Here is a 20,343-nt window from a genome sequence, read left to right as displayed (position 1 = left end):
GGGTCAGCCTTTGATGCCGCTGCGCGCGACACCTTCGATCACGTAACGCTGGACGAAGATGTAGAGGATGAGGACCGGGACCGACGCGATGGTGGCGCCGGTCATGATCACCGGGTAGTCGGTCGTGTAGGCGCCCTGGAGCAGCTTCAGACCGGGTTGCAGGGTCAGCCGCTCGGGCGAGAACAGCACGTAGAGCGGCCAGATGAAGTCGTTCCAGTTGGCCAGGAACGACAGCACCGTGAGGGTGGCGATCGCGGGTTTCGCGTTCGGCAGGATGATCCGGGTGAACACGGTCCACGCGTTCGCCCCGTCGATCATCGCGACCTCCTCGAGCTCCCGGGGCAGGGCGAGGAAGAACTGCCGCATGAAGAACACCCCGAACGCGCCGGCCGCGCCCGGGACGACGAGCGCCCAGAGCGTGTCGAGCCAGGCCAGCTTGTCCATCAGCAGGTAGTTCGGCATCAGGAAGACGAACCCGGGCACGAACAACGTCGCCAGGATGACGACGAAGATCGGCTTCTTGAACCGGAACTCCATCCGGGCCAGCGCGTACCCGGCCATCGACGCGACCAGGACCACCAGACCGGCGTGCAACGAGGCCGCGACCAGCGAGTTCAGGAACCAGCGCAGGACCGGGTTCTGGCCGCCGACGGTCAGCACCTCGCCGTACGCGCGGCCGGTCGGCTCCTGCGGGACGAGCGTCGGCGGCACCTGCTGGGACTCGCCGATCGTCTTGAACGAGGTGATCATCATCCACAGCAGCGGCGCGACGAACACCACCGTCAGCACGACCACCAGGACCCAGAACACCGGGGACTGCCGCCGCCTCATGACTTGCGCTCCCTCAACAAGGCGAAGTTGATCAACGAAACGATCGCCAGACAGGCCGCGAGCAGGTAGCTCATCGCCGTCGCCTGGCCCATCCGGAACTGCGACAGGCCGGTGTCGGCGATCACCATCAACGCGGTTCGGGTGGTGTCACCCGGTCCGCCCTGGGTGACCAGGACCGACTGGCCGAACATGTTGGCCGAGGCAAGCACCGTGATCGTGACGACGAAGGCGACCACCGGCCGCAACCCCGGCAACGTGACGTGCCGGAACTGCTGCCAGGTGTTCGCGCCGTCCAGCGCGGCCGCCTCGTACTGCTCGGCCGGGATGTCCTGCAACCCGGCCAGGTAGATCACCGCGTTGAACCCGATCGTCCACCACACCGTCATCCCGACCAGCGCGACGAACGCCCACGGCTGGTCGTTGGTCCAGCCGATCTCCGGCACCCCGAACAGCCCGAGGAAGGCGTTCAGGATGCCGAAGCTGGTGTCGAGGATGTAGCGGAACATCAGCCCGACCACCGCGACCCCGAGCACGTACGGCGCGAAGTACACGGCCCGGAAGAACGTCCGGCCCGGGAACCGCCGGTTCAGCAGCACCGCGAGACCGAGCGGCAGGGTGACCAGGAACGGGACCGAGGCGACCGTGAAGATCGCGGTCGCCCGCATCCCGTGCCAGAACGGTTCCGCCGTCGTCGACAACGGGTCGAACAGGTCCTTGTAGTTCTGCAGCCCGACCCACGGTTTGCCCGGCAGCTGGAAGTCCCAGTCGTGCAGGCTCATCCAGAAGCCGAAGATCGCCGGCCCGACCACGAACAACAGGAACAGCACCAGGTACGGCGCCAGGAACAGGTACGGCGTGGCCCGCCCGTACCCGCGGACGGCGCCACTGCTCCGGCGTACGCGGGTGCGGGGTGCGGCGACGGCGTCAACCGCCACCGGTCAGGCTCCGTACTTCTTGCGGTTGGCCTCGAGGATCTTGTCCGCCCGGGCGGCCGCGTCGGCGAGCGCCTTGCCCGGCTCGGCCTTGAGCAGCACGGCCTCGTTGACCGCCTTGTTCAGCTCGGCCAGCGCGTCGCCGATGCCGGGGACCGGCGGCGGGAAGTGCAGGTCGTCGATCTGGGTGGCCAGCGACGCCTGCTCCGGCAGCGCCTTGAACTCGGCCGACTCGCGGACCTGCTTGCGGGCCGGCACCTGGCCGCCCTTGGCCCACTCCAGCGACTTCTGGCTGACGTAGTTGACGAACACCCGGGCCGCGGTGGACTTGTTCTCGTCCGGCGTCTTCAGCTTCGGCAGGCAGAACTGGTGCGAACCGGCCCACGCCGCGTTGGTCCCGCCGATGTTCGGGATCGGGGCGACCCCCCACTGCAGGCTGGTCTTCTCCTTCAGCGTGTTGATGTTCCAGATGCCGTTCCAGTTGAACGCGGTCTTGCCGTTCTGCAAGGCGATCGCGTCCGCGTCCTGGGCGACGTTCTTCGGGCTGTGGCCGTTCTTCACCAGGTCGACGAACCACGACAGCGCCTTCACGCCCGGCTCCTCCTGCCAGACCGTCTTGGCCGAGTCGGGGCTGAACAGGTCACCGCCGAACTGCCAGATCAGTGCCTGCACGCTGAGCACACCGGTGAACTGGAACGGCGACGCCCAGTGTCCCTGCATGCCCTTGCCCTTCAGCGCTTCCAGGGCGGCGGCGTACTCGTCCGCGGTCGCCGGCGGCTTGGCCGGGTCCAGGCCGGCCTTTTCCATCAGCGTCTTGTTGTAGAAGAACCCGAGCGGGTGCACGTCGAGCGGGATGCCGTACCGCTTGCCGTTGTACTCGCCGGCCTTCCAGACGACCTCGGCGAAGTCCTCCTGCTTGAGCTCCAGCGCCTTGGCGACGTCGTCGAGCGGCTCGATCACGTTCCGGGCGGCGTTGGTGGCGAGCGAGTCGACGTGCATGATCGCGACCGCCGGGCCCCGGCCGCTGCTCACCGCGGTGGGCAGCTTGGTGTAATAGTCGGACCACTGCATCACGGTCATCTTGACCTTGATGTTCGGGTGCTCGCTGTTGAACTGGTCCACCAGCTTGCGCATGAACGGGCCGTCGCCGCCGGTGAACCCGTTCCAGAAGTCGAGTTCGACGTTCGGGCCCTCGTAGCCCTTCGCGCCGCCGTCGCCGGTGGCGGACGCCGCGCCGCCGGGCTTGCCGGCCGAGCCGGCGCCACAGCCGGCCAGGACGCCGGTGGCGCCGAGCGCGCCGATGCCACCGAGCACGAGTCGCCGGTTGATGGTGTTCACCGTGTACCTCCAGGGGAGAGCCTGATCAGGTGCCACGAGGCCGGAGCCAGCGTGGCGCGGCAGATGCCGTTGTCGATGCCGGTCCCGTCGACCGGCCGGGGCACGACCCGGTCGGGCTCGTCGGCGGTGTTCACCGCGGCCCGGTCGTCGTCGTACAGCCCGAGGTGCTCGATCACGTCGAGGTCACCGAGGGCGTGCAGCGGTACCTCCAGGTCGACCTGGTCGGTCTCGCTGCGGTTGACCACGAAGAGCGCCACCTCACCGGTGCTCTCGTCGTAGGTCGCCGTGCTCCACAGCGCCGGGACCCGCCCGTACGCCGCGGTCTCGATCATGGGTCCGTCGATCTCGGTCCGCAGCACGGTCGGACCGGCGTACCGGGCGGTCAGCGCGAACGGGTGGAAGATCGTCTGCCGCCAGGCCCGGCCACCGGGTTCGGTCCGGATCGGGCCGATCACGTTGACCAGTTGCGCAAGGCAAGCGATCTTCACCCGGTCGGCGTGCCGGAGCAGGGTGATCAGCAGGCTGCCGACCACCACCGCGTCGTCGACCGAGTAGGTGTCCTCGATCAACGGGCTCACCTCGCGGACGTCGAGTCCGAGCTCGCCGGGGAAACGCTGCTGGTACCAGACGTTCCACTCGTCGAACGACAGGGTGATCTCCTTGTCGCTGCGCTTGAGCGCCTTGACGTGGTCGGCGGTCGCGACGATCGAGGTGATGAAGCGGTCCATCTCCTCGGCCGACGCGAGGAAGCTCGCCTGGTCGCCGTTCTTCGGCTCGTAGTACGCGTGCAGGCTGAGGTGGTCGACCAGGTCGTAGGTGCGCTCCAGGACGGTGCGCTCCCAGTCGCCGAAGGTCGGCATCTGCGCGTTGCTGGACCCGCACGCCACCAGCTCGAGCGTCGGGTCCACCCGGCGCATCGCGTTCGCGGTCTCCTCGGCCAGCCGGGCGTACTCGTCGGCGGTCTTGTGGCCGATCTGCCAGGGCCCGTCCATCTCGTTGCCGAGGCACCAGACCCGGATGTCGTGCGGTTCCTTGGTGCCGTTCGCGATCCGGCGGTCGGGCAGCTCGGTGCCGGCCGGCAGGTTGCAGTACGAGAGCAGCTCGACGGCCTCCTTGATCCCGCGGGTACCGAGGTTGACCGCCCAGATCGGGGCCACCTCCGCCTTCCGGGACCAGGCCACGAACTCGTCGGTGCCGAACTGGTTCGGCTCGATCGCGCGCCAGGCCAGGTCGAGCTTGCGCGGCCGGTCCTGCTTCGGGCCGACGCCGTCCTCCCAGTCGTAGTTCGAGACGAAGTTGCCGCCCGGGTACCGGACCGTGCTGACGCCGAGCTCGCGGACCAGCTCGAGCACGTCCTGGCGGAACCCGTCCGCGTCGGCGGTCGGGTGGTCGGGCTCGTAGATGCCGGTGTAGACGCAGCGGCCCATGTGCTCGACGAACGAGCCGAACAGCCGCCGGTCCAAGGCGCCGACACCGAACGCGGGATCGACCGCGAGACGTGCCACCAGTGGTCCTCCAGGTTCCGTTTACAACGTTTGACGTGGATTTCTACAACGATTGACCTCGGCTGTAAAGAGGTGACCACCGGCTCTGGTGGTTAAGACCCGAATCGTGATCGACTGCGGTCGTCGCGGAGTGCTCGGGCCACTCTGGAGCGTGATCACCGGCGGACCGCGCCGGTCCCGCGCCGTCCCGCGGTACGGCGTGGCAGACTCGGCTGGCGGAACTCGGGAGGGGAGGAGAGCGGATGGCGATCAGGCTGAGCGATGTCGCGGCGCGCGCCGGGGTCTCGGTGAAGACGGTCTCCAACGTCATCAACGACTACCCGCACATCACCGAGCAGACCCGGGCCAAGGTCGAGGCGGCGATCGCGGCCCTCGGCTACCGGCCGAACGTCAGCGCCCGCTCCCTGCGCAAGGGCCGTTCGGACTTCATCGCGCTGGCGATCCCGGAGATGGCGTCGCCGTACTTCGCGGAGCTGGGCGCGGCCATCTCACGTGCGGCCAAGCGCCGGGGTATCACTGTCCTGATCGACCAGACCGAGGGCGAGGCGGAGGCCGAGAAGCTGGTCCTGGACGGGATGCGCGGCCAGCTGATCGACGGCATCATCTTCTCGCCGATCACCACGGCGCCGACCCGGATCGACCTGGCCGAAACCGCGAAACCCCTGGTCCTGTTGGGTGAACGGCACGCGGGTGGCGGGCTCGACCACGTCGCGGTCGACTCGGTACAGGCCTCGTTCGACGCGACCACGCACCTGATCTCGCTCGGTCGTCAGCGGATCGCGGCCATCGGTGTCGGCGGTGGCGCCGGGACCGGATCGGTCCGGCGCAAGGGGTACCGCCGGGCTCTCAAGGCGGCCGGACTGCCGCACGATCCGAGCCTGGAGCTGGCCGGCACCGGGTACCACCGGGACGACGGCGCCGCCTCGATGCGCGAGCTGCTGACCCTGCCCGATCCGCCGGACGCGGTGTTCTGCTTCAACGACCTGCTCGCACTCGGCGCCCTTCGGACCCTGGCCGAGGCGGGGTTGAAGGTCCCGGACGACGTGGCCGTGGTCGGGTTCGACGACATCGAGGACGGCCGGTACCACTCGCCCTCGCTGACCACGATCTCGCCCGACAAGGAGTGGCTCGCGGACAACGCGGTCGCTCTTCTGCTCGACCGCATCGCCGGTACGGGCGAAGCCGCCCGCTGCGACCTGACCGTCCCGTACACCCTGCAGATCCGCGAGTCGACCTGCGGCTGAAACCCTGCCGCCGTCGGTCCGCTCCTCAGTTCTGGGCGAGGCCGGCCAGTCTGCCGGCGAGGGCCCGACGGAACGCCGGCACGTTGGCGAGGATGCGGAGGACGGCGTTGCGGAGCGGCCGGAGGGCGGCGGGGGCGGTGGCCAAACGGGTCAGGCGGCCGGCCAGGGAGACCACCTCGAGCGCCTCGGCCCGGCTGGCGGCCGCGTAGGCGTCCAGGTCGGCCTCGTCGCCGTTCTTGAGGGCTGTGGACAACGCATCGCCGAGAGTCACGGCGTCGCGCAGACCGAGGTTCATCCCCTGACCACCGGCCGGGCTGTGGGTATGAGCCGAGTCACCGGCGAGCAGGACGCGGCGGTCGCGGTACCGATCGGCGACGCGCTCGTGGATGCGGAACCGCGATCCCCAGATCACCTCGGTGACCCGGACCGTCGTACGCTGCGGCCCGCGGGCGTTGAGCAACTGCTGGGTGTACGCGAGGTCGGGCTGTTCAGGAGCGTCGCCGACCTCGGCGACCAGGCGGAACGAACCGTCCGGCAACGGTGCCGACACCAGGATCCCGGCCGTCGAGAAGAACAGCAGCACCTGGTCCGCCGGCAGCCCGCTCTCGACCCGGACGTCGGCCAGGCTGAACGACAACTCGAGCGTGGTCCCCGCAGCGGTCCCGAGGCCGGCGAGGTCGCGGATCGTGCTGTTCATGCCGTCCGCGGCCACGACGTACCTGGCCCGGACCTCGTCGCCGGTGTCGAAGCTGACCACCGCACCCTCCGCGTCCTGGGTCACCCCGGTCGCGGTGTACGGGCGGTGGACCTGGCCACCGAGCTCCGTGAGCCGGTCGAGCAGCACGTCCTCGGTGACGTTCTGCGGGATCATCAGCGTGTACGGATACTTGGTCGGCAGCCGGTCGAACCACACCGGGACCAGATCCCGGTCGCGGTCGCGGATGGTGAACCGCTTGGCCTGGATCCCGAGTCCGGCCAGCCGCTCGGCGACCCCGATCCGCTCCAGCATCTCCAGCGTCCGCGCATGCACGACGGCGGCGCGTGAGGTGTTCGCGCCCGCCGCTTGCCGGTCCACCACGGTCACGTCGTGGCCGTGCCCGGCAAGGGTCGCGGCGACCGCCAGCCCAACCGGGCCCGCGCCCACGACCAGTACGTCGGTCCGCTCCGGAAGTGTCGTCATCGGTCTCACTCCTGTCAGGTCAACAACTGTTGGCCAACGCTTGTTGACTTGACTGTACGTCGCCACTCCTTGGAGGTCAACAAGCGTTGACCTAGGCTGGGGACATGACCGAACAGACCGGGCGACGGCGGACCGCGGACCAGACCCGGGCGGTGATCCTGACCGCGGCCCGCGAGCGGTTCGCCGCCGACGGGTACGAGCGCGCGACGATCCGGTCGATCGCGGCCGACGCGGCGATCGACCCCGCGATGGTGATGCGCTACTTCGGCTCGAAGGAGAAGCTGTTCGCCGCGGCGGCCGAGTTCGACCTGCGGCTGCCCGATCTCACCGAACTGCCGCGCGACGAGCTGGGGGCGCGGCTGGTCGAGCACTTCCTGGACCGCTGGGAGGGCGACGACACACTGATGGCGCTGCTCCGGGCGAGCGTCACCAACGAGGCCGCCGCCGAGCGGATGCGGCAGATCTTCGCTGGCCAGCTCGGCCCGCTCATCGCTCACCTGCACCCAGGCGACGCGGGCGATCCGGCCGCCGCTGTCCGCGCGGGGCTGCTCGCCACCCAGACGCTCGGCCTCGCGCTCTGCCGATACGTCCTGCCGATCGGCCCGGTCGCCGACCTGCCCAGGGCGACGGTCGTCGCGTGGATCGCACCAGTGGTCCAGCGCTACCTCATCGCGCCTGACCCGACCGCCTGAAACGCGGAACCGGCCGCTCCCGCGGGCGGGGACGGCCGGTCCAGGCGCTACTGCTGTGAGGTGTGCGCGCGATTGCGCCGGCGTTTCGTGTCCTGCAGGAAGAGCCAGGCCACGGCGGCACCGGTGACGAAACCGCCCAGGTGACCCTCCCAGGAGATGTTCGGGAAGGTGAAGGAGATGACCGCCGTGATCGCGATGTAGACCAGGATCCAGGTCACGTCCATGCCCCGGGCCCGGCTGATCACGAGCAGGGCGCCGACCAGGCCGAGGACCGCGCCCGAGGCGCCGAGGGTCGCGCTGAGCGGGCTACCGAGGATCCAGACCGCGACGCCGCCGCCGAGCGCGGACAGCAGGTACAGGATGGTGAAGCGGAGCCGGCCGAGCATCTGCTCCAACGGCGGGCCGACCTGGTAGAGCATGAACAGGTTGGCGAAGATGTGGAACAGCTGGACATGCAGGAACGCGGAGGTCAGCAGCCGCCACGGCTCGGTCTCCACCAGCGCGGGGACCAGGACGAAGTCGTTGACCAGGTTGCGCTCGCCGGCCCGGACCACGATGAAGACCAGCAGGTTGAGCGCCAGCATCACCATCGTGACGACCTGGGTGTTGCCGCGGGCGATCCCGCCGAGGGACGTCCGGGTCCGCGGTACCGACTTCACGCCCGCGGAGAAGCAGTCCGGGCACTGGAAGCCGACGGCCGCGCTGTTCATGCAGGCCGGGCAGATCGGCTTGTCACACCGCTGGCAGCGCACTCCCGCGGGCCGATCCGGGTGCCGGTAGCAGACGGTCTCGGTCAACGCCGGTCCTCTCTGGCTGAGTCACGCGCGGCCCGTCGCCCGAGCAGGCTGCTCGGGCGTCCGGGCCGATCGGACAGCCGGCCGGGTGGTCACCCGCCGGCCAGGGGAATCAACTGTTCCGGGTCTCGATCACGACGCTGTTGATGACGACCGGCTCGAGCGGGCGGTCGCTCTGGTCGGTCTTGGTGGTGGCGATCGCGTCGACGACCTTCTTCGACTCGTCGTCGGCGACCTCGCCGAAGATCGTGTGCCGGCGGTTCAGGTGCGGGGTCGGCACCACGGTGACGAAGAACTGCGAGCCGTTCGTGCCGCGGCCGAACTGGATGCCCGCGTTCGCCATCGCCAGCAGGTACGGGCGGTCGAACTGCAGGTCCGGGTGGATCTCGTCGTCGAAGCTGTAGCCCGGCGAGCCGGTCCCGGTCCCGAGCGGGTCGCCGCCCTGGATCATGAACCCGTCGATCACCCGGTGGAAGATCAGCCCGTCGTAGAACCGCGCGTTGCTCGGCTGGCCGGTCTCCGGGTCGGTCCACTCCTTGGTGCCGTCCGCCAGTCCCACGAAGTTCTTCACCGTCGTCGGCGCGTGGTGGGGGAACAGCCTGATCACGACGTCGCCCTTCGTCGTCTTCAGGGTCGCGAACAGTTCTTCGGCCACGGGAGTCACTCCTCATCGGTTACGACTGACGTCCTCGATCCTGTCACGGGGCACCAAGAGGACCGGCACCGACCGGCCGAGGGGCCGATGGACAGCGCTTCCCAGCCGATCGGCGCGGTCCGCCGCCCGGTTTATCGGCTGGGTACGACGTACGATGCAGACGAAGCCGGATTTGTCCAGAGCCGTACAGGTCGTCCATTCCGCCGATGGGCCGACGGAAAGCCCGCGCCGCGGGCGACCACCGAGGAGGAACCGTGGGTTTGTTGAAGTCCAAGGGCAGGGTCGAGACCGCGAAGGACCGGGTCCGGCCGCTCGCCGAGTCGGCATCGCACAAGGTCGGGCCGGTCGCCGGCCAGGTCCGGGACCACATCGGCCCCGCGGTGGACACCGCACGGGAGAAGGTGTCGCCGTACGCCGAGAAGGCCGTCGAGAAGGGCGCCACCCTCGCGCAGTCCGCGGTGGAGAAGGCCAGCCCGGTGATCGACGACGCGCTGAGCAAGGTCGGCCCGGCCACCGAGCACGCCGCCGAGAAGGCGCGGGAGCGGCTCAACGACGACGTCCTGCCGAAGGTCACCGCGGCCCTCGCGACGCTGGCCGCGGCCGCCGAGCCGGTGGTCGAGGAGGCGGGCCGCCGGGGCAAGGCCACCAAGGCCGCGCTCAAGGGTGAGCTCGAGGTGCCGAAGAAGAGCCACAAGCTGCGCAACGTGGTGCTGTTCCTCGGGTTCGGCGCACTGGCCGCCGCCGCGGTGAAGAAGCTGCTCACCCCGCCCGAGCCGGCCTGGCAGTCGACCCCGACCAGTGGCCGCGACTACAGCTCGGCACCCGCCGGGTCGAGCTCGCGCCCCGCGGACAAGCCGGCGGCCTCCGCGCCGACCGCCGCGAGCAAGCCGGCCGAGGCCAAGACGGACACCTCGCCGTCGAACGGCAAGACCGACGCCGAGGCGAAGAGCGACGCCAAGGAGGAGGAGGAGGAGGCCAAGGCCGCCGCCAACGGCGCCGCGAAGAAGGCCACCACGGCGCGCAAGTCGACCGGCTCGAACAGCGCGAAGCCGTCCGACAGCTGACCACCCACGCACCGCAACGGCGAAGGCCGCGATCCCCTCGGGGTTCGCGGCCTTCGTTTGTCCCGGACCGGGAGATTGCTGTCACCTGATCAGCAGTTCCCCGTCGTCAGCTCTGCTCGGGGCGCCCGTCCTTCTCCTCGGAGCGCTCCGGCTCCGCCTCGTGGTCGGCCGACCTGGTGGTGGAGATCCGGCCGGCCGAGAGCAACTGGGTGGCGTACCGGTGAGTGATGCAGGGGTAGCTGCTGCCGCAGTGCCGGCAGTGGGCGTCGTTGCGGTGCAGCCAGGGCAGGACGCCGAAGCGCTTGATCCAGGTCAGGGGCTCACGGTCGGGGGCGTGCAACTTGAGCGCGGACCGGGCCGCGTCCTGGATCTCGGGCGCCGACCATTCCTCGGCGCTCTTGTTCATCAGGGCACTCAAGTCCGGGTGGTCGGAGCCGGTGGCGGGGGGATCGGCAGGGGACTTGGTCATCGTTGGTCTCCGGGCAGGGGTGGCCGAGGCGGGGCGTGTCCCGGCCAGCTGAAGCGAATGTTTCAAGCGTGTCAGTCTGGTCGCTGCCTGCGACACTAGCGCCTGCGCGGCCTACTCCTGCCACTGCCGGGCGGTACCTGCGAGTAAGGGTTTCGTCAGGTCCAGAAGTTCTCCAGGGCGACCCTGGCCTCGAGCTCCAGCAGGTGCCGTTTCCGCGGGATCCCGCCGCCGAAACCGACCATCTTGCCGCCTGCGCCGACCACCCGGTGACAGGGCACCACGACGGCGTGCGGGTTGCGGTTGCAGGCCACGCCGACCGCCCGGGCCGCGCCCGCGTCGCCGACCGCCTTGGCCACCTCGCCGTACGTCCGCATCTCGCCGTACGGGATCCGCCGGAGCTCGGCCCAGACGGCGCGCTCGAACGCGGAGCCGGCCTGGGTGGAGATCGGCAGGTCGAAGTCGGTGAGCTCGCCGGCGAAGTACGCCTTGAGCTGCTCCTGGGTCGCGGTCAGCACGTCGTCGGGCTCCACGCTCGGCTCCACCTCGACCGCGCCGAACCGGAGCCGGCACAACCCGACCTCGTCCACCGCCAGGGACAGGTCGCCGACAGGGGAGTCGATCACGATCCAGCGCATGGACCCATCCTCTGCCGTCGCACCGACACTTTCCTCCCACAGTCGGCAGAATGAGCCTCAAGCACCGCAACCGGGCGAAGCCTGCACACAGGGTCACCCAATGTCCTCGCCCGATCACACCCGGTTGTGCTATGTCTGATACGCCGCCGCACCTGGCGGAACCGCCCGGTCGCTCATCCCTGGCACCGGGCCCGGCGAACGAGGGGTTCACGTGACCGGACCGACCGCGGCGGACCCATCGGGGCGGCCCGGCGCCGAGCAACGGCCCGCCGGCGGCGGCGACCTGCCGTCGTACCAGCCGGACTCCTACCTCGCCCACCGGTACCAGCCGCCGCCGTTGCAGATCCCCTCGTACCAGCCGAACGCGTACGACGGTCCGCCGACCGTGCCCCCGACCGGGGCGGCGCAGGTCCCGGGACCGGGGGACCAGGATCCGGCCAAGCCGCCGCAGCCGCCGCTCGACCGGTGGTTCACCTCGGAGCAGGCGATGGGGCTTGGCGCCTCGATCCTGATCGGGCTGGTCACCGTGATGAGCTGGGCCACCGCCTGGTCGGACTGGCACTCGTACCGGATCGTCGAGGCGGTCCGGGACGACCAGGACAAGCTAGACCAGGCCGACCTGATCGCCGGCTCGTTCGGCATCGTCGCCGCGCTCGCCCTCGCCGCGGCCGCCGCGGTGTTCATCGTCTGGCTCTGGCGGGTCCGCTGGAACGCGGAGATGTTCTGCCGCGGCGAGCACCGGCTGACCCGGGGCTGGGTGCTCGGCAGCTGGATCTGCCCGGTGCTGAACCTCTGGTACCCCAAGCAGGTGGTCGACGACATCGTCGCCGCCAGCGATCCGCGGACCTCCCCGCACGTCACGACGCTGCGGGGCATCCCCGGTACCCGGCTGGTCTGGGCCTGGTGGCTCACCTGGGTGGTCGGCCTGGTCCTCGACAACGTCACCCAGCGGACCGTGCTCGACCAGGACACCGACCTCGGCACCCTGCTGCAGAACGGGATCCTCTCCAGCATCTCGGCGGTCAGCACGACAGCGGCGGCGGTCCTCGCGGTCCTGCTGATCCAGCGCGTCAACGACCTGCAGATGCGTCGGCCGTGGACGCCGTGGTGGGCGTTCGAGCCGTCACCGGAACCACCTGTTCGGTAAACAAAACCGTCACGCCCCGTCCATTCGGTCGTTACCAATGGTGATGGCCGTTGGAAAAGAACGCGTTAAGTCGACACCCTCCGTGCTGGCCCCGACTCCCCACGGGTACTTACCTCGTGGTATCAATGTGGCTCGGTCACGCGGGGGCAGGTTACGACCGAAACGCCGAACAGACGGAGTTCCAGCAACGCGAGGGACGCGAGACGTGAGCCACCCGCAAGCAGCGGTCCTGACCGCTGTCCAGGACAACGAAGACGAGTGGCAGCCGCATGCCGCCGAGGAGTTCCAGGAAGTCGGCACGGTCGGCAAGATCGCGATCGGCCTGCTCGGCGCCTCGACCGTCACCCACTTGCTGGCCACCTGGTCGGACTGGAACACCTACGGGGTCGTCAACCAGTACCTCGGCGGCGGACTCAACGTCGACGATGCGGACCTGAACCGCGCCGACACGATCTCCCGGCTCACCTCGATCCCGAACGTCGTCGTCTCGGTCGCCGCCGCCGTGGTCTTCGTGATCTGGCTCTGGCGGGCCCGGGTCAACTCCGAGGTGTTCTGCCAGGCCGATCATCGCCGCGGCCATGGCTGGGTCCTGGCCAGCTGGTTCTGCCCCGGACCGAACCTGGTGTTCCCCAAGCAGATCGTGGACGACGTCTGGCTCGCCAGCGATCCGAAGACCCCCGTGTACGCCGACGACCTGCGCCGGCTCAGGACGCCCCTCCTCACCAAGGTGTGGTGGTGCACCTGGGTCGGCGCTCTCGCGTTCGACGTGGTGATCCGCCGGTTCCTGATGTGGATGGACCCGACGGTCGGCACCCTGCGCGGGATCGCGCTGGCCGGGACCGCGTCGCTGCTGCTGACCGTGATCTCCGCGGTCGGCGCGACGCTGATCATCCGCAAGATCAACGACATGCAGACCAGCCGCGAGTGGATCCCGTGGTGGGACCAGCGCGAGCCGAAGCTGACCGCCGTCCCGACCTACGCCGACGACGACACCTCCGAGCAGCCGGCCGTCTCCGAGCCGATCGCGGCGCCGCAGCTGCGGCTGGAGCGCTCGCCCGAGTTCGTCGCTCCCACGCCCGCCCCGGCCCCGGCCGAGGAGGAGGCGCCGCAGTGGAGCCCGTTCGCCTCGGTGGTGGAGACCTGGCAGGACAACGGCGGCCAGGACACCCAGCAGTTCAACGCGGTCGAGACCTGGCAGGAGGAGCGCGGCCCGGTCGAGGAGGCCACCCCGTCGTACCAGCAGACCGCCGCGGGCCTGGACGCGCCGAGCTGGTCGACCCCGTCGAGCCCGTACCAGCCGGCCGAGAACGACGTGCTCTCCGCGCCGCTGCCGAGTTGGCAGGCCGAGACGGTCACGCCGCCCTCGCTGTCCGTGGTCCAGCCCGACCCGTACGCGTACCAGCCGGCCCCGACCACTCCGGAGTTCGTCCAGCCGGCCTACGACCAGCCGGCGGCGTACGACCAGCCGAAGCCGGCCGCGCCCGAGTTCGTCGAGCCGGCCCAGCCGTCCTGGTCCGAGTCGTACTCCGAGCAGCCGTACTCGTACCAGAGCTCGTCCGACTACCTGACGTCGTCGGCGCCGATCCCCGCACCCGAGCCGGAGCCCGCACCCGTTGCGCGCGCTGGTCGCCGGGCCGCTCGGGTCGCGGTGGACAGCCCGTCGACGATCCAGCCGGCCGTGACCTCCTCGCACTACCAGGAGCCGGCCCAGTCCGAGCCGGACGACTACCTGACCCCGTCGAAGCCGCTGCCGCCGGTCCCGGCGTACGAGCCGGAGCCGACGTACACACCCGAGCCGACGTACTCCGCGTACGACGCTCCCGCGGAGTCGCCGAGCGCGGAGCCCACGTCGTACGGCACCGACTACGGCACCTCATACCAGTCCGGCCAGACGTACTCCGAGTACGGCTCCTCCCCGTCGTACGACTCGTATAGCTCGACCTACGACCAGTCGTCCGCCTCCTACGGATCGACCTCGTACAGCGACAACGGGTACGGCTCGGAGACCTACAGCGACTACAGCCCGAACTACACGCCGGAGTCGTACTCGGCCGACTACTCCACGGACTACGGCTACCCGCAGGAGCCTGCGGCTCCGCAGTACCAGCAGCAGACGCCGTACTCCTACGAGCCGGCCCAGCCCCCTGCGCAGCACCAGCAGGAGGAGCCGGAGTCCGCCACCGTCCCGAGGACCCACCCCCGCCGCCGCTGGGTCTGACCCGTGAGCGGCACCCTCCCGAAGGCCTGATCCCACCCCCGGGGTCAGGCCTTTCCTCTTCGACCGGCCGTGACCGGGGAAGCTGGTGCCATGACCGATCCGCATCCCGCGCTCGCGCTGACCGACGAGGTCCGGACCGCGCTGGCCGAGGGCCGGCCGGTGGTCGCGCTGGAGAGCACGATCATCAGCCACGGCATGCCGTACCCGCAGAACGTCGCGATGGCGGTCGAGGTCGAGGGCATCGTCCGCGAGCACGGCGCGATCCCGGCGACCATCGCCGTCCTGGACGGGACACCGCGGGTCGGCCTCGGCCCGGACGGCCTGGAGAAGCTGGCGAGTGACCCGGACGTGGTCAAGGTCAGCGTTCGCGATCTCCCGTACGTCGTCGCGCGGGGTCTGCACGGGGCGACGACAGTGGCCGCGACCATGCGGCTCGCGGCGATCTCGGGCATCCGGACGTTCGTCACCGGCGGCATCGGCGGCGTCCATCGCGGGGCCGAGCTGACGATGGACGTGTCGGCCGACCTGACCGAGCTCGGCCGGACCGACGTCGCGGTGGTGAGCGCCGGGGTGAAGAGCATCCTCGACATCGGTCTGACCCTGGAGGTGCTGGAGACGCTCGGCGTGCCGGTGCTGGTGGTCGGCCACGACGAGTTCCCGTCGTTCTACTCGCGCTCCAGCGGGTACGGCGCGCCGCTGCGGGTCGGGTCCGCGGCCGAGGTGGCCGGGGTGATGCGGGCGAAGTGGGACCTCGGGATCGAGGGCGGCCTGGTGGTGGCGAACCCGATCCCGGCCGCGGACGAGATCCCGGCCGCGGAGATGGCCGGCGTGATCGACCGGGCGCTGGCCGACCTGGACCGGCTCGCGATCCGCGGCAAGGACGCGACGCCGTACCTGCTCGGCCGGATCGTGGAGCTCACCGGCGGCGCCAGCCTGACCGCGAACATCGCCCTGGTCCGTGCGAACGCCCGGCTGGGCGCGGCGATCGCGACCGCGTACGCCACTCCGGTGGATCGGTAAGCGGATTCCGTCATGTTTTAGGGTGGGCTGAATGAACCTCGCCTTCTCCACCCTCGGTTGTGCCGGTGACCCCCTCGACGCGGTCCTCGAACTTGCCAAGAGCAACGACATCCGCGGGCTGGAGCTGCGAGCGGCCGACGACGAGTTCACCTCGGTCCGGCTGACCGCGGCCGAGCGGCGGGAGCTGCGGCAGCGGATCGAGGACGCCGGTCTGGAGATCCTCGCGGTGAACAGCTACGTCCACCTCTGCGGGATCGAGGAGCAGCCGCTCGACGCCCATCTCGAACTGGCCGCCGACCTGGGCGCTCGCGGGGTCCGCGTGTTCATGCGCGACGACGCCGGCGACGGACAGGGTCACGACTCGCCGTCCCCCGGTGAGCTGCGCGCGATGGACCGGGTCGCGCGGGCGCCGAAGGACGCGCGCATCCTGCTGGAGACGCACGACACGCACAGCTCGGGCGCGAGCATCGCCGCGTTCTGCGAGCTGCTCGACCGCGAGGTACCGAACCACAACGCCAAGGTCATCTGGGACGCCGCGCACACCTGGCGGACCGGCGAGCGCCCCGCCGAGTCGCTGGACCTGCTCCGGCCCTGGCTCGACTTCGTCCAGATCAAGGACAGCGATTCCACCCAGGCGTTCAAGCCGGTCCGGATCGGCGCCGGCGACTACCCGATCGCCGAGTTGCTCACCGCGCTCGCCGGCACGGAGTACTGGCTCTCCCTCGAGTGGGAGCGCAAGTGGCACGCCGAGTTGCCGCCGCTCGACGAGGCGCTGGTCGCCACTCGCGCCTGGTTGGAGCAGAGCGCCACGGACTGAGATTTCCCCGTGCCGGCGCCGACTACGGAGGGTAGGGTTCCTGCGCGAGCAACTACGGTTTTGGTGCAGTCCGGTAAAGCGCATGACATCCGGTAGTAGTCGCTCGTCATCAGTGGATGAAGGTCCGTACGGGGGACCTCGAAGAAGGTTAGGACTCGAGCATGCGTGATCTGGTGCACGGCCGGCGGTGGTCTCGATGAGCCCGCGCGCGGTGGACAAACGGGCCCGGCCCGGTAACGAAGGCAGCTTGGCGACCGTCGAGCCGGCGGCCGATCTGGCCGAAGTGGTGGACGTGGAGTTCGCTGAGATCGTCACCGAGCCGCTCACAGCGGAAAAAGGCTGAGAAAGGCGGCCGGGTTCTCGCCCCGGCCGCTTTCAGTTCCGCAGCAGCAGTGAGACGTCGCCGAACTCGTGCCACAGGTACCGGCGTTCCAGCGCGGCGTCGTACGCGCGTTGCACCACGTCACCGCCGACCACGGATTCGAGCAGGAGCAGGTGGGACGCCTCGGGCGCGTGCATGCCCGTCACCAGGCCGTCCACGATCGCGGCCGGCCGGTCCGGACCGAGGACGAGATCGGTCCAACCCTGGGCAGCGACCACTGACCCGTCCGGTCGAGCGGCCGTCTCGATCGCGCGGACGGCGGTCGTCCCCACGGCGATCACCCGGCCACCGTTGCCCTTCACCCAGTTGACCAGCCGCGCGGTGTGCGCCGGGACGTCGTACCGCTCGGGCAGCGGTGGTTCATGGGACTCGGGCGAGGACACTCCGCAGTGCAGCAGGATCGGCGCGATCAGTACCCCGGCCGCGGGCAGGTGGCTCACCAGTTCGAAGCTGAACGGGCGACCGGCACTCGGCATCTCCGCCGAGCCCGGCTGGTTCGCGAACACGGTCTGGTACAGCGCGAGCGGCCACTGCCGGTCCACGTACTGGTACGTGATCGGGCGGCCGTGGCGTCGCAGGTAGCCGACCACATCCGGAACCGGTGGCTGCGCTGTCCACAACCGTGTCAGCCCCGGCTGGTACGGCGCGAGCAGGGTGAGCACGCCTTCGGGGAGCTCGACCCGATCGCCGGCGGCCGCGTCGAACATCGGCGAACCACCGCTCCGCAGTTCGACCACCCAGGTGCCGTCGTCCAGCGCGGTCGAGAAGTGCACCGCCACCGGTGCGACCCCGGATCCCGTGATCCACTGGCCGTCCACCGCGGCCGCCAACGTCGCCGAGGTGTTCACCAGCAGCAGGTCACCCGGGCGCAGGTGGTCCCCGATCCGGTCGAACCGGGTGTGCGTGACGGTCGACCCCTCCGCGACCAGCAGCTTCACCTGGTCCCGGGCGAGCCCGTGGGCCTCGGGTGGTTCGACCGCGTTCAGCTCGTCCGGCAGCGTGAACCTGGTGTGCGGCCGCACCCTCACGGGGTCACCGCCGTCGCGAAGTCGGCCGCTCGGTACCGCCCGCTGGCCGGCCGGTTGTCCAGCAGCCGCAGGAACGCCGGTACCACGGTCGCCGGTTCGGGCCGGTCCGAGATGTCCTCACCAGGGAACGCCGCCTGGTGCATCGCGGTCCGCAGATCTCCAGGATCCACGGCGTACACACCGAGTTCGGGGTGCTCCGCGGCGAGTACCCGGGTCGCATGGTCGAGCGCCGCCTTCGCCGAGCCGTACCCGCCCCAGCTCTCGTACGCCTCGACGGCCGCGTCGGAACTGATGTTGACCACCAGCCCAGCGGCGTCGGCCAACTCCGGCAGCAGCACCTGCGTCAACGCGATCGGCGCGATCACGTCCACCTCGTAGACGCGCCGCAACTCGGTCAGGTCGGCGGCCGCGAGTGGTTGCAACGGGCTCGGGCCGAGGTAGCTCGCGTTGTTCACCAGCAGGTCGAGCCGACCGAGCTCACCGACCGCGGCGGCCAGGTCGGCCCGGTGCTCGGGATCGGTGACGTCGCCGGCCAGCGGCACCACGTCGGTCTTGGCCGCCAGCGCGTCGGCGGCGGTCTTCAGCGCGTCCGCGCCCCGGGCGTCGATGATCAGCGTCCAGCCTCGCTCGGCCAGCCCGTGCGCGAGCGCGAGACCGAGACCGGCCGAGGCACCGGTGACGAGGGCGACGGGTCGGGTCAGTGAAGGAGTCATGTCCGCCACTCTCATCGCTCAAGCGCACTTGAGGTCAAGAGTGCTCGGAAGTTACCCGCAGGCTGTGGAAAACCTTGTGGACGAAGTCCTACGGCAGCAGGATCCCCGGACTCAGGATGCCGCCCGGATCGACGGTCTGCTTGACCGCTCGGAGGACGTCGAGCGCGAGCGGACCGATCTCGGCCGCGTACGCGGCGCGGTGATCGGTACCGACGCCGTGGTGGTGGGTGATCGTGCCGCCCGCATCCGCGATCGCCTGGTTCGTGGCCGCTTTCGCGGTCCGCCACTGGGCGACCGGATCGTCGGTCTGCGCGGACACGACGGTGAAGTAGAGCGATGCACCCGTCTCGTACACATGGGACACGTGGCAGAGGACGAGCGGCGGCGTGCCCTGCTCGGACAGCGAGCTGACCAGCGCATTCGTGACGGCCGCCTTCAACGCAGGCAGGCTGGACCAGAACCCGGCCGTCTCCAGCGTCTCCACCAGCGCACCCTCGTCGAGCAAGGGATCCCGCAGGTACGGACCGCGGTACCGGCCTTGGCGCCACGTCTCACCCGGGCCCTCACCCAGCGACTCGCCGCCCGCGTCCCGCAGGGCCGCGGCCGTCCCCGGATCGACGGGTCCGTCGAATCCGATGATCGCGAGGACCCCACCGGTCCCGGCGCCGCCGAGCACGTTGGGATCGGCCAGGTTCACCGCGGTCTCGGCCTCGTCGGACAGCCGCAGCACGGTCGGCAACGGACCGTCCTGGGCCAGCCGGCGGATCACGGTGAGGCCCTCGTCGAAGGACGCGAACTTCCAGCCCTCGAAGGACCGCTCGGCCGGCCGCGGACGGATCCGGACCAGCACCGAGGTGATGATCCCGAGCGCGCCCTCGGAGCCGAGGAACAGCTGCCGCAGATCGGGACCGGCGGCCGACATCGGAGCCCGGCCGACCTCGATCGTGCCGCGCGGCGTGGCCACGGTCAGCCCGACCACCATCTGGTCGAACCGCCCGTACCCGGCCGAGGACTGCCCGCTCGACCTGGTCGCGGCGTACCCGCCGATGCTCGCGCCCTCGTACGACTGGGGGAAGTGGCCGAGTGTGTACCCGTGTTCGGCGAGCAGCGCTTCGGCCGCCGTCCCGCGGACGCCGGCACCCAGCCGCGCGGTCCGGGAGATCTCGTCGAGCTCGGTGAGCCGGTCGAGCCGGCCGAGGTCGATCGCGACGAACCGCCGATCCGGGGCGAGGCCACCGACCACCGAGGTGCCACCGGCATACGGGACCACCGCGACTCCCCGCTGATCGCAGACCTCGAGCAGCGCGACCACCTCGTCGTGCGAGCCCGGGAAGACCACGGCGTCCGGCATGTCCGACGTATCGCCCGCCCGATGCCGGAGCAGGTCGGGCGTGGAGTAGCCCCGGGTATGTGCCCAGCGCGTCTCCAGGTCTGTCCGCACGTGATCTGCGCCGAGGACATCGGCCAGGAGCTGCTCGAGGTCGGTCGCCAGGCCCGGCCGGTCCACGGGATCGACGGGCGCCACGGCCGGCCCTCGGACGCCGAGTTGCTTGAGCGCCTCGACCGCGGCGGCGGGCAACTCGGCCCGGTACGCCGGGTCGCCCCAGCGGCCGGACGTGAGGTGCACCACCGGGAGGTCGGACTCGGTCATCGAAGACTCCTCTTCGACCGGCTGCGGA

At 70.2% G+C, this 20,343-nt stretch carries 20 protein-coding genes; 8 read left to right on the top strand and 12 right to left on the bottom strand.

Translation table 11 applies throughout. The features are described 5' to 3' along the window. Positions 1-3 precede the first annotated feature (3 nt). From FB561_RS08555 to arfA, 4 genes are read right to left on the bottom strand one after another with little or no spacing between them, the layout of a single operon-like run. Positions 4-831, bottom strand: a complete 828-nt coding sequence (locus FB561_RS08555) for a carbohydrate ABC transporter permease (RefSeq protein WP_145804775.1) — start codon at positions 829-831, stop codon at positions 4-6. Beyond that, positions 828-1,766, bottom strand: coding sequence for a carbohydrate ABC transporter permease (locus FB561_RS08550; RefSeq protein WP_145804773.1), 939 nt, complete (start codon positions 1,764-1,766; stop codon positions 828-830). The genes FB561_RS08555 and FB561_RS08550 overlap by 4 nt, the downstream gene beginning before the upstream one ends. Before the next feature lie 3 nt (positions 1,767-1,769). Continuing rightward, on the bottom strand, positions 1,770-3,101 hold the full coding sequence (locus tag FB561_RS08545) for an ABC transporter substrate-binding protein (RefSeq protein WP_145804771.1): 1,332 nt from the start codon (positions 3,099-3,101) through the stop codon (positions 1,770-1,772). Then, positions 3,098-4,606 carry an arabinosylfuranosidase ArfA gene (gene arfA / locus FB561_RS08540; protein ID WP_145804769.1) on the bottom strand — a complete coding sequence of 503 codons (1,509 nt, stop codon included), beginning with the start codon at positions 4,604-4,606 and terminating at the stop codon, positions 3,098-3,100. The genes FB561_RS08545 and arfA overlap by 4 nt, the downstream gene beginning before the upstream one ends. A 242-nt stretch (positions 4,607-4,848) precedes the next feature. Between arfA and FB561_RS08535 the strand changes: the two genes are divergently transcribed. Beyond that, a complete protein-coding gene (locus FB561_RS08535) occupies positions 4,849-5,850 on the top strand; it encodes a LacI family DNA-binding transcriptional regulator (protein ID WP_145804767.1) in 1,002 nt (333 codons plus the stop codon). 25 nt (positions 5,851-5,875) lie between these two features. Here FB561_RS08535 and FB561_RS08530 read toward each other — a convergent pair whose 3' ends face one another. Continuing rightward, a complete protein-coding gene (locus FB561_RS08530; RefSeq protein ID WP_145804765.1) occupies positions 5,876-7,030 on the bottom strand; it encodes an FAD-dependent oxidoreductase in 1,155 nt (384 codons plus the stop codon). Between the two features lie 104 nt (positions 7,031-7,134). Between FB561_RS08530 and FB561_RS08525 the strand changes: the two genes are divergently transcribed. After that, positions 7,135-7,722, top strand: a complete 588-nt coding sequence (locus FB561_RS08525) for a TetR/AcrR family transcriptional regulator (RefSeq protein ID WP_145804763.1) — start codon at positions 7,135-7,137, stop codon at positions 7,720-7,722. Positions 7,723-7,769: 47 nt separating this feature from the next. Here the strand turns inward: FB561_RS08525 and FB561_RS08520 are convergent, their stop codons facing one another. Continuing rightward, positions 7,770-8,519, bottom strand: a complete 750-nt coding sequence (locus FB561_RS08520; protein WP_145804761.1) for a rhomboid family intramembrane serine protease — start codon at positions 8,517-8,519, stop codon at positions 7,770-7,772. Between the two features lie 109 nt (positions 8,520-8,628). Continuing rightward, complete coding sequence (locus FB561_RS08515) at positions 8,629-9,171, bottom strand: peptidylprolyl isomerase (protein WP_145804760.1); 543 nt, start codon at positions 9,169-9,171, stop codon at positions 8,629-8,631. A gap of 254 nt (positions 9,172-9,425) precedes the next feature. On the opposite strand from FB561_RS08515, the gene FB561_RS08510 reads away from it, so the two are divergent. Beyond that, the gene (locus FB561_RS08510) at positions 9,426-10,235 is read left to right on the top strand and encodes a hypothetical protein (RefSeq protein ID WP_145804758.1); all 810 of its coding nucleotides are present in this window, start codon (positions 9,426-9,428) and stop codon (positions 10,233-10,235) included. Between the two features lie 106 nt (positions 10,236-10,341). On the opposite strand, the gene FB561_RS08505 is transcribed toward FB561_RS08510, so the two are convergent. Both FB561_RS08505 and FB561_RS08500 read right to left on the bottom strand, forming a co-directional pair. Beyond that, positions 10,342-10,704, bottom strand: a complete 363-nt coding sequence (locus tag FB561_RS08505; protein WP_238334718.1) for a hypothetical protein — start codon at positions 10,702-10,704, stop codon at positions 10,342-10,344. Between the two features lie 155 nt (positions 10,705-10,859). Beyond that, entirely contained in the window at positions 10,860-11,339 is a 480-nt protein-coding gene (locus FB561_RS08500) for a methylated-DNA--[protein]-cysteine S-methyltransferase (RefSeq protein ID WP_145804756.1), read from the bottom strand. A 211-nt stretch (positions 11,340-11,550) separates the two neighbouring features. Between FB561_RS08500 and FB561_RS08495 the strand changes: the two genes are divergently transcribed. The 5 genes from FB561_RS08495 (at position 11,551) to FB561_RS37760 (ending at position 16,884) form a co-directional block, all read left to right on the top strand. Beyond that, positions 11,551-12,486 (top strand): DUF4328 domain-containing protein, encoded by a 936-nt coding sequence (locus tag FB561_RS08495; protein ID WP_238334717.1) that lies wholly within the window; start codon positions 11,551-11,553, stop codon positions 12,484-12,486. Positions 12,487-12,691: 205 nt separating this feature from the next. Further along, a complete protein-coding gene (locus tag FB561_RS08490) occupies positions 12,692-14,704 on the top strand; it encodes a DUF4328 domain-containing protein (protein WP_145804754.1) in 2,013 nt (670 codons plus the stop codon). Between the two features lie 90 nt (positions 14,705-14,794). Continuing rightward, positions 14,795-15,724, top strand: coding sequence for a pseudouridine-5'-phosphate glycosidase (locus FB561_RS08485; RefSeq protein ID WP_145804752.1), 930 nt, complete (start codon positions 14,795-14,797; stop codon positions 15,722-15,724). A 31-nt stretch (positions 15,725-15,755) separates the two neighbouring features. Beyond that, entirely contained in the window at positions 15,756-16,541 is a 786-nt protein-coding gene (locus FB561_RS08480; protein WP_145804750.1) for a sugar phosphate isomerase/epimerase family protein, read from the top strand. A gap of 196 nt (positions 16,542-16,737) precedes the next feature. Further along, positions 16,738-16,884: a hypothetical protein gene (locus FB561_RS37760; RefSeq protein WP_170284601.1), complete on the top strand. Its 147-nt coding sequence runs from the start codon at positions 16,738-16,740 to the stop codon at positions 16,882-16,884. A gap of 32 nt (positions 16,885-16,916) precedes the next feature. Here the strand turns inward: FB561_RS37760 and FB561_RS08475 are convergent, their stop codons facing one another. From FB561_RS08475 to FB561_RS08465, 3 genes are all read right to left on the bottom strand, one after another. Beyond that, complete coding sequence (locus FB561_RS08475; RefSeq protein WP_145804748.1) at positions 16,917-17,951, bottom strand: S-adenosylmethionine:tRNA ribosyltransferase-isomerase; 1,035 nt, start codon at positions 17,949-17,951, stop codon at positions 16,917-16,919. Then, positions 17,948-18,664: an SDR family NAD(P)-dependent oxidoreductase gene (locus FB561_RS08470; protein WP_145804745.1), complete on the bottom strand. Its 717-nt coding sequence runs from the start codon at positions 18,662-18,664 to the stop codon at positions 17,948-17,950. The genes FB561_RS08475 and FB561_RS08470 overlap by 4 nt, the downstream gene beginning before the upstream one ends. A gap of 88 nt (positions 18,665-18,752) precedes the next feature. Further along, positions 18,753-20,315, bottom strand: coding sequence for an FAD-binding oxidoreductase (locus tag FB561_RS08465; RefSeq protein WP_145804743.1), 1,563 nt, complete (start codon positions 20,313-20,315; stop codon positions 18,753-18,755). Between the last annotated feature and the right edge of the window lie 28 nt (positions 20,316-20,343).

Origin of the sequence: Kribbella amoyensis, from assembly GCF_007828865.1 — a bacterium.
Classification (GTDB): domain Bacteria; phylum Actinomycetota; class Actinomycetes; order Propionibacteriales; family Kribbellaceae; genus Kribbella; species Kribbella amoyensis.
The sequence above is the reverse complement of the archived record's forward strand: the minus strand, read 5'-3'. Positions and strand labels throughout refer to the sequence as shown.